Source organism: Microvirga sp. Mcv34, assembly GCF_024519725.1.
GTDB lineage: Bacteria > Pseudomonadota > Alphaproteobacteria > Rhizobiales > Beijerinckiaceae > Microvirga.
Genome location: NZ_JALJRK010000124.1, coordinates 1 through 8,839, shown reverse-complemented (window position 1 = coordinate 8,839; position 8,839 = coordinate 1). Strand labels below are relative to the sequence as shown.

At 66.6% G+C, this 8,839-nt stretch carries 10 protein-coding genes and 1 pseudogene; 7 read left to right on the top strand and 4 right to left on the bottom strand.

Features of this window, described 5'->3' with window-relative positions; all coding sequences use genetic code 11:
- Positions 1-61 precede the first annotated feature (61 nt).
- Positions 62-466: pseudogene (locus OC446_RS27885) on the bottom strand (MerR family transcriptional regulator); the annotation flags it as partial.
- A gap of 73 nt (positions 467-539) precedes the next feature.
- Between OC446_RS27885 and OC446_RS27880 the strand changes: the two are divergent.
- The 5 genes from OC446_RS27880 (at position 540) to OC446_RS27860 (ending at position 5,865) form a co-directional block, all read left to right on the top strand.
- Positions 540-2,672 carry a heavy metal translocating P-type ATPase gene (locus tag OC446_RS27880; RefSeq protein WP_262032200.1) on the top strand — a complete coding sequence of 711 codons (2,133 nt, stop codon included), beginning with the start codon at positions 540-542 and terminating at the stop codon, positions 2,670-2,672.
- Positions 2,673-2,679: 7 nt separating this feature from the next.
- Positions 2,680-3,354: a class I SAM-dependent methyltransferase gene (locus tag OC446_RS27875; protein ID WP_262032199.1), complete on the top strand. Its 675-nt coding sequence runs from the start codon at positions 2,680-2,682 to the stop codon at positions 3,352-3,354.
- The gene (gene lspA, locus OC446_RS27870) at positions 3,351-3,863 is read left to right on the top strand and encodes a signal peptidase II (protein ID WP_262032198.1); all 513 of its coding nucleotides are present in this window, start codon (positions 3,351-3,353) and stop codon (positions 3,861-3,863) included. Before OC446_RS27875 ends, lspA begins: the two co-directional genes overlap by 4 nt.
- Complete coding sequence (locus OC446_RS27865; RefSeq protein ID WP_161725230.1) at positions 3,860-4,486, top strand: cation diffusion facilitator family transporter; 627 nt, start codon at positions 3,860-3,862, stop codon at positions 4,484-4,486. Before lspA ends, OC446_RS27865 begins: the two co-directional genes overlap by 4 nt.
- Positions 4,487-4,719: 233 nt before the next feature.
- The gene (locus OC446_RS27860) at positions 4,720-5,865 is read left to right on the top strand and encodes a L,D-transpeptidase family protein (protein WP_161725231.1); all 1,146 of its coding nucleotides are present in this window, start codon (positions 4,720-4,722) and stop codon (positions 5,863-5,865) included.
- A 17-nt stretch (positions 5,866-5,882) separates the two neighbouring features.
- Here OC446_RS27860 and OC446_RS27855 read toward each other — a convergent pair whose 3' ends face one another.
- The 3 genes from OC446_RS27855 to OC446_RS27845 all read right to left on the bottom strand — a co-directional run bounded on the left by OC446_RS27855 (position 5,883) and on the right by OC446_RS27845 (position 7,126).
- Positions 5,883-6,059, bottom strand: a complete 177-nt coding sequence (locus OC446_RS27855) for a hypothetical protein (protein WP_161725233.1) — start codon at positions 6,057-6,059, stop codon at positions 5,883-5,885.
- Positions 6,060-6,153: 94 nt separating this feature from the next.
- A complete protein-coding gene (locus tag OC446_RS27850) occupies positions 6,154-6,999 on the bottom strand; it encodes a cytochrome c oxidase assembly protein (RefSeq protein ID WP_161725234.1) in 846 nt (281 codons plus the stop codon).
- Positions 6,923-7,126 (bottom strand): hypothetical protein, encoded by a 204-nt coding sequence (locus OC446_RS27845; protein ID WP_262032197.1) that lies wholly within the window; start codon positions 7,124-7,126, stop codon positions 6,923-6,925. The genes OC446_RS27850 and OC446_RS27845 overlap by 77 nt, the downstream gene beginning before the upstream one ends.
- A gap of 198 nt (positions 7,127-7,324) precedes the next feature.
- On the opposite strand from OC446_RS27845, the gene OC446_RS27840 reads away from it, so the two are divergent.
- On the top strand, positions 7,325-8,260 hold the full coding sequence (locus OC446_RS27840) for a cation diffusion facilitator family transporter (RefSeq protein ID WP_161725237.1): 936 nt from the start codon (positions 7,325-7,327) through the stop codon (positions 8,258-8,260).
- A 6-nt stretch (positions 8,261-8,266) separates the two neighbouring features.
- On the top strand, positions 8,267-8,821 hold the full coding sequence (locus tag OC446_RS27835; RefSeq protein WP_262032196.1) for a ZIP family metal transporter: 555 nt from the start codon (positions 8,267-8,269) through the stop codon (positions 8,819-8,821).
- The last annotated feature ends 18 nt before the right edge of the window (positions 8,822-8,839 follow it).

The window sequence follows — 8,839 nt, the reverse complement described above, 5'->3', positions numbered from 1 at the left end:
GAATCGCGGCCGGCTTCATCTCGGAATCCCTGGCCGAATGAAATCGGAATCTGCACTCAAGATGCTGGCACTGCCCGTGGTCCGCGAGGACCTCGATGATCCGGCACTCGGAAATCCGGCGGTGGTCGCAGGTGACCATGGTCTCGAGTTCGTTCCGCAAGGCCGTGAGCCGTGCGATCTTGTCCTTCACCTCGTCGAGATGAGCCTTGGTGATGTCATGCACCTCGCCGCAGGAACGGTCGGGGTCGCCTGCGAGCCCCAGGAGCTGCCGGATCGCCTCAACCTCGAAGCCGAGCTCGCGGGCATGACGGATGAAGTTGAGCCTGCGAACGTCCTCCGGACGATACCGCCGCTGCTGCCCCTCGGTCCGGATCGGCTCGGCGAGAAGGCCGATCTGCTCGTAGTACCGGATGGTCGGGATCTTCACCTGGGTCTGCCGGGACAGCTCGCCGATCGTCAGGGACATCGAAAAAACCTCTTGAACCTCTAGCCGCTAGAGGATGTAGGGTCGCCGTGACTCAAAATGCAAGGACCGGACGATGACGGCAAACGTCGCTCCCCAGAAGATCAGGTATCGCGTCCAGGGCATGGATTGCGGGAGCTGCGCCCGCAAGATTGAGACCGCGCTCACCCGCGTGCCCGGCGTCTCCGACATCAACATCACCACTGCCACCGAGACCCTGCGCCTGCGGGTCGACGGCGATGGCACGGGCGAGCGGGTCGAGAAGGTGGTTCGCGACCTCGGCTACGGCATCACCCCGGTGACGGAGGAAACGCGGCACCACCATGATCATGGGGCCGAGGATGGTCCCTGGTGGCGCTCGGCCAAGGGGCGACTGACGCTCTTCTGCGGCATTGCCCTCGCCGCCGCGTGGGGTCTGGCTGCGCTCCTGCCGAGCTACGAGGCGTGGCTCTACACCGTCGCCATGGCCATCGGTCTGGTGCCGATCGCCCGCCGGGCCGCGTCCGCGGCCCTGGCCGGGGCGCCGTTCACCATCGAGACCCTGATGAGCATCGCCGCCGTTGGCGCGGTGATCATCGGCGAGACCGAGGAGGCTGCCATCGTGGTGCTCCTGTTCCTCGTTGGCGAGCTCCTGGAGGGCGTCGCTGCCGGCCGGGCACGGGCCAGTATCCGCTCGCTAACCAGCCTAGTACCGAAGACCGCCTTTATCGAGCGCAACGGCACCCTGCAGGAGGTTCAGGCCGAGATCCTGGCGGTCGGCGACGTGATCGCCGTCCGTCCTGGCGACCGGGTCCCAGCCGATGGTGTCATCGTCTCGGGCGAGAGCGCCATCGACGAGGCGCCCGTCACAGGCGAGAGCACGCCGAAGCGCAAGGGTAAGGGTGAGACCGTCTTCGCCGGCACCATCAACACGGACGGCACCTTACGGGTTCGCGTCACCGCCGAGGCCGAGGATAACACCATCGCCCGGATGGTCCGCCTCGTGGAGGAGGCGCAGGAGGCCAAGGCGCCGACCGAGCGCTTCATCGACCGCTTCTCGCGGTACTACACGCCGGCCGTGCTTATTGTCGGCGCCCTCGTGGCCATCCTGCCGCCGCTGCTGGCGGGCGAGCCCTGGGGTGAGTGGGTCTACAAGGGACTGGCCGTGCTGCTGATCGGCTGCCCGTGCGCCCTCGTCATCTCGACTCCCGCCGCCATCGCAGCCGGCTTGGCGGCGGGCGCCCGCCGCGGGCTCCTGATCAAGGGTGGGGCAGTCCTAGAAACCCTCGGCAAGGTCACGGCGGTTGCCCTCGACAAGACCGGCACCCTGACCGAAGGTCGTCCCAAGGTTACCGACGTCGTTGCGTTGCAGGGCACCGAGCGTGAGATCCTGGAGGATGCGGCCGCCCTCGACGCCACATCGTCCCATCCCATCGCCAAGGCCATCGTGAGCCGGGCGCAGGCCGAAGGCATCGAGGTCGTCCCCGCCGTCGGCGTCATGGCGCTCGGCGGCAAGGGCGTGAAGGGCCGGTTCCGCCGCCGAGGCCTGTATCTGGGCTCGCCCAAGGCGGCGGCTGACATCGCACCTCTCCCGACCGAGGCCGAGGCCCGCATCAGCGCCTTGCAGGAGGAGGGTAAGACCGTGTCGGTCCTCCTCGTGAACGACACGTCCGTCGGGCTGATCGCAGTTCGGGACGAGCCTCGGGAGGACGCCATCGCCGGCCTGCAGGCGCTCAAGGCGCGCGGGATCACGCCGATCATGCTCACCGGCGACAATGCCAAGACGGCGGCGGCCATCGCCCATACCTTGGGCGTGGAGGCACGGGCCGACCTGCTGCCGCAGGACAAGCTTCGGATCGTCAACGAGCTCAAGGCGCAGGGGCAGGTTGTCGCCAAGGTCGGCGACGGCATCAATGACGCCCCGGCTCTGGCCGCGGCGGATGTCGGCATCGCGATGGGCGGCGGCACCGACGTGGCGCTGGAGACGGCGGACGGCGCCGTGCTGCATGGACGCGTGCTCGACATCGCCCGCATGATCGCGCTCTCCAAGGCCACGATGGGCAACATCCGCCAGAACATCGTCGTGGCTCTCGGGCTCAAGGCGGTGTTCCTGGTCACCACCATCATCGGCATCACCGGGCTTTGGCCGGCCATCCTGGCCGACACCGGCGCGACGGTGCTGGTGACCGCGAACGCCATGCGCCTGCTCGGCTTCCGCGGCAATGCGTGAGGATGGCATGAAATCCACCCCACGCCCATTCGTGCCTGCGCTCGGACTCCACAGCCTGACAGGGTTCTACGATGGCCTGATCGCCCGCTTCCTGGCCGAGGACGCCTGGAAGGCCCGGCTTGTCGCCACCATCGCGCCAAAGCCCGGCGACGTCATCGTCGACCTTGGATGCGGCACGGGCACGCTGGGGTTGCTGCTGAAGGCGGCTTGTCCCCAGACCACTGTCATCGGGATCGATCCCGACCCGGCGATGCTGGGCCGTGCCAGGGCCAAGGCCGCCGAAGGAAACCTCGACATCCGGTTCGAGCAGGCTTTCGCAGACGCCCTGCAGCTGGACAGCGGGTCCGCGACCGCAGTCGTATCAAGCCTCGTTCTCCACCACCTGGAGCAGCCCACCAAGCGGGCCGCGTTCGCGGAGGCCTTCAGAGTCCTGCGCCCGGGAGGCCGCATCGTGATCGCGGACTGGGCGAACCCGGACAACCTCCTAATGCGGCTGGCCTATGTCCCCGTGCAAGTCTTCGACGGCTTCCCGAACACGCGCGACAACCTCCATGGGCTCCTGCCCATGCTGATGCGGCATGCGGGGTTCGAGGACGTCCGCGAGGTCTACCGACGCAGGACGATCTTCGGAAACCTAGCCTTCCTGCAAGGGACGAAGCCTGTCGGGAGGGATGCGCCATGAAAACCCGCCCGGCTGTCCTCGTCCTCGGGCTGATCGCGCTCACGGCCGCCACTGATCTCGCGACCAAGTTCCTTGCCTCCATCCACCTGACGGACGCAGTGGAGCCGCTTCTGCCCTTCCTGAGCCTCTCGCTGGCGTTCAACCGCGGCGTCAGCTTCAGCATGTTCTCTGCGGACACGGATACCGGGGTCGCGATCCTGCTCCTCGTGCAGGCGCTGGCGACCGCCGTCGTGACCTGGTTCGCGCTGCGGGCTCCGGATCCGGGCGAGCGCACCGGGTATGGCTTGATCGCCGGAGGCGCGCTGGGGAACCTGATCGACCGGGCGGCGGATGGGGCCGTGACCGATTTCCTCGACCTCCATCCCATGGCCTGGCGGCTTTTCACATTCAACGTCGCCGACATCTTCATCTCCGCAGGTGTCGTCCTGCTCGTGATCGACGCCCTCCTGAAGTCCCGCGGACCGGCGGTCCGTCCCGATACGGCCGTGCACGAAAGGCGCTCCGGATGAGTGACGATGACGACGACAAGATCCAGGATTACTCCCACGTCACCCCAGCCTACCGGCGGGCCCTGTGGACCGTCGTGGTGCTCAACGTCGGCTATGGGTTGGCCGAGATCGTGGCCGGGTTCGTTTCCGGGTCGCAGGCCCTGAAGGCGGACGCCCTCGACTTCCTGGGTGACGGCACCATCACGCTGCTAGGCCTTCTCGCCATCGGGTGGAGCTTAGTCTGGCGGGCGCGGTCCGCGCTCCTGCAGGGCATTTTCCTCGGCCTCCTCGGCCTCGGCATCCTTGTCACGTCCGCGTACCGGGTGTTCGTCCTCCACCAGCCTGAGGCCGAGATCATGGGCCTGTTCGGGGTGATCGCACTGGTCGTCAACGTGGCATCGGCCTGGGTGCTGCTGCCGCATCGGTCAGGAGATGCGAACGTCAGGGCCGTGTGGCTGTTCAGCCGGAACGATGCCATCGGCAACGTGGCGGTGATCATCGCCGCAGGCCTCGTCGCGTGGACCGCGACGCCATGGCCAGACCTTGTCGTTGCCGTTGTCATCGCTGGGCTATTCCTCCAGTCGTCATGGGCCATCATCAAGGATGCCCGTCGCGACCTCAGAACCGTCCAAGCCTCGGCCTGACCGCCGCGTCGTTCGGGCAAGGCGTCAGAGGGGCCTCAGGCATCCTGTGGATCATGGGTAACGGGAGCCGGACGCCTCAATCCTGCCGGACTTGAAGGCAACCTTTCATGCCGGTTGGCCGGCTTCCGCAGGTTCCTGTGCCTGCGGCAAGACAGCGTTAAAGCCAATCCCTTAGAAAAACGGGGAACCGTCCGGGATCAACCCCGGGCACACAGAATGCGGGGATTCCCACGATGAAGCGTATCGCATTGGCTGCGGGCCTCGTGCTCGCGCTCGCCGCCTGCCAAGGCCAGGACATGTCCACGCGCCACCTGGCGCCGATCCCCGCCGCCACCATGGCGCTGATGGAAACGAAGGGCATGTCGAAGAACGACCCGATCCTGATGCGCTCCTACAAGAAGGAATCCGAGATCGAGGTCTGGAAGCGCGGCCGCGACGGCCGCTACGCGCTCCTCAAGACCTACCCGATGTGCCGCTGGTCGGGGCAGCTCGGGCCGAAGATCCGCGAGGGCGACCGCCAGGCCCCGGAGGGCTTCTACACGGTCACCCCGGCACAGATGAACCCGAACTCGCAGCTCTACCTCTCGTTCAACCTCGGCTACCCGAACGAGTACGACCGCGCGCATGGCCGGACGGGGTCGCACCTGATGGTGCACGGTTCGTGCTCGTCGCAAGGGTGCTTCGCCATGACCGACGAGGCCATCTCAGAGGTCTATGCACTCGCCCGCGAGGCCTTCGCCAGCGGCCAGCGCGGCTTCCAGTTCCAGTCCTATCCGTTCCGGATGACGGCCGAGAACCTGGCCAAGCACCGGCTGGACCCGAACATCGCGTTTTGGCGGAACCTCAAGGAGGGCTCCGACTACTTCGAGATCGCCAGGGACGAGCCGCGCGTGTCCGTCGCCAATCAGCAGTATGCCTTCAGCGGCGACGCCTCGGTCATGACGTCCGTCGCGCAGAAGCGGCAGAGCGACGATCAGCAGGTGGGTGCGTTGGCCGCCAATGGCGTGCAGCCGGTCAAGGTGGTCTACGCCGACGGTGGGCAGCACGAGAGCTTCCGGCAGGCCTTGTACGGCGATGCAGGGCAGGGCGGATCGCTTGCCGTCGACGCCAACGCGCGCAAGCGCCTTGGGGACGTCAGCCGCCCTGAGGCGCTGGCCGCCGGGCCGCAGGAGGTCGTCCTCGCTGCCAACGGCAAGCCAAGGCAGGAGACGTCGTCCAGGCTTGCCTATGCCTCGCAGGGACCGGCGGGCCAGGGACGCGCCGCCGGGGCCGTCCAGCCGTCCGCACCGGCTCCGGTCGCGACGTCTGCGCCGACCGTCCAGGCGGGGAGCGAGGGACGCTCGGTGCTTGATCGCTTCCGGGGATTGTTCGGCGGCTGAACGTCGCCAGGATCGTCCTAGGGCGCTGTCTTGGAGGGCGCCACGGCATGGGCTTGCGGGTCCTCCCTGTGGCGCAAGTCCTCGCGCTCGCGGGTCTTCACGTAGGAGACGGCGTAGAGGATGATGGTCAGGGCCACGAGTGCGAGGGCCAGCGCAAGGTTCCTGCGGCCTCGCCGTTTCCGCCAATCATCCATTCCTGCAGCCCTCCGCGAGATCGAGGCTGCCGACCTAGCACCTCAAGCTGCTAGAGGTTCAAGCCTAAATCTGCACTTAAGAGGAAGGATACGCTCACGAAGCCGAAGTCGAGGGCGCTCTATCCCTCGGCGCATGGCCGGATTCCGTGATGAAGCGCGCCAGCACGGCGAGGGCTGCGGCGAAGTAGACGCCGCCCATCGGGATCCACATGATCAGCCCGGCGAGCCTCTGGTCATCGAGGGGCAGCAGGCCCCAGGCCGCGCCCCGGGCGGCCATCAGGGGGTACCAGACCTGTGGCGACAGGGCGAGCAGAAGGCCGAGCACCGCCGTGTGCAGGAAGGTGAAGAAGAGCAGCATCGCGGCCAGTCCGCTGGCTCCTCCCGGGGTGCGGTAGGTCTCCAGCACCGAATGCCAGAACATCAGGCTGACAAGCAGGAACAGCGCATACATGACGAGGTGCAGACTGACGTCGAGGAGCGCCCCCTGGTAGAGCGCGGGGATATGCCAGAACCAGATGTTCAGGCCGTAGAGAACGAAGCTGACGAGCAGATAGGCGTATGGCCGCGACGCTGGCGTTTCCGCTCGCCTCCAGCTACCAGCCGTCATGCGCAGACGGGCCGGCAGACCCGCCAGCAGGACGTTGCCCGGCCGGCTCAGGGCGAGGAACAACGGGGCTCCGGTGACGAGCAGGACGTGCTGAACCATGTGCGCCCAGGCCAGCGTCGATGCCATCCGGCACAGCGGTGAGACCAGCGCCACGACCAGGCAGGCTATGCCGGCGGTGAAAAGAAGATGCTGGGCGAAGGTCGGACAGCGTGCTCCACCATCCTGGAACCACGAACGTAGAGGAAGCCGGCAACGATCAACGCAGCACGACCACGGGCGTGAGGCTCCAGGACGACCAGACCTGCCCGGGTGTCGTTTCCGGAAGGGACGCAAGGCAGAGAGTCAGAAGATCGGGAAGGACGGGTTCGGCGGCTGTGACCGAGCGCGCGGACAGGAGGAACAGGGCGATGACCAGAGGAAGGCGGAAGCGCTTCTTCGTCGAGACCGAGCTGCCGCACATGAGACCCTCCTCAACAAGCTCCGCAGCGTCAACACCGGGTAGGCGGCTTTGTTCGTACAAACGGCTCGTCACCGTACCAATGACGGGACCAGGGATGCCGGAACAGTCTCCCGATCCTCCCGTTTCGATCAGAGGAATTCTGTCAGTGCAGCCAACATTTCCCAGAGCTCGCAGGTCGGCCAGCAGGTGAAGGAGACCATGGGACACTCACACGGGCAGGCCCACTCTCACGGCAGCAAAGGCTCCGAAGATCGATCTCCCAAGCGCGGGCGGCGCCTGCTGATCGCGCTCGCGCTCAACCTGGGCATCACCGCCGCCGAGGTTGTCGGAGGCGTGATCTCCGGTTCGCTCGCGCTCCTGGCCGATGCCGCGCACAACTTCTCCGATGCGGCCTCCGTGCTCGTGTCATACATCGCCTGGCGGATCTCCCAGCGCGAGGCAGACCGCCGCCGCACCTTCGGCTATGCCCGCGCCGAGACGATTGGTGCCCTGATCAATCTCACGACACTGTTCGTGATCGGACTATATCTCGTCTATGAGGCGGCGACCCGGCTCTTCAACCCGGTGGAGGTCGCCGGCACCACGATGCTGGTCGTCGGCGTCATCGCGCTTGTCGAGGATCTCGCGGCGGCCTGGGTGCTGCGAAAGGAGATCGGCAGCCTCAACGTCAAAAGCACCTACCTGCACATGATCGCGGACGCCATGGCGACGGTCGGCGTCATCGTGGGCGCCGTCGCGATCATGACATGGGGCATCACCTGGATCGACCCGGTGATCACGGCGCTCATCGCCGTCTACATCTTCCGGCATGCCTACAAGGAGATCAGGGAGGCCATCGCCGTCCTCATGGACAGCGCCCCGAAGGACTTCGATTACGATGGGCTGTTGGCTGAGCTGAAGGCGATCCCGTCCGTCGAGGACGTGCATCACCTGCACGTGTGGCAGCCCGACGAGGGCAGGACCGCGCTGGAAGGGCATATCGCGGTGTCGGAGCAGGATCTCGCCGCCGTGACGGACCTCAAGGGACGCATCAAGGCGCGGCTCAAGGAGCGGTTCGGCATCGACCATGCCACCCTGGAGTTCGAGCTGGCGTCGCACGTCCGTCACAGCCGCGAACTCCTCCAGGACAGGTGAGGGCCCATGGATTTCCTCCAGGTCCTCGCCTTGGCCCTCCTGCCTGCCGCGGGCAATTTCGCGGGCGGCGTGCTTGCCGAACTCATCCCGACCTCACGGCGGACTCTGAGCCGCGCGTTGCACGTGGCGGCCGGGATCGTCGTCGCGGTCGTCGGCGTCGAGCTGATGCCGGAGGCCCTGGAGGGAGCTGCCCCCTGGCTGGTGGTTCTCGGGTTCTGCCTGGGCGGCGGCACCTTCATCCTGCTGGATGCCGCCATGGAGCGGTTCAGCGGCGGCGAGAAGGCCGCCGGCCCATGGCTGGTCTATGCCGCGGTGTTCATCGACCTCTTCAGCGACGGACTGATGATCGGGGTCGGCTCGGTCGTTTCCTTCAGCCTCGCCCTCGTGCTTGCCGTCGGCCAGGTCACCGCTGACGTCCCTGAGGGCTTTGCCGCCATTGCCAACTTCCGGGACAAGGGCGTGGCCCGCTTCAAGCGGCTCATGCTCTCGGCATCCTTCGTGGCCGCCACCCTCCTGGGGGCTAGCCGATCGTATTCACCTGAGCTTGTTGCAGTGACCTGATTTGCGATTTGGACGAGC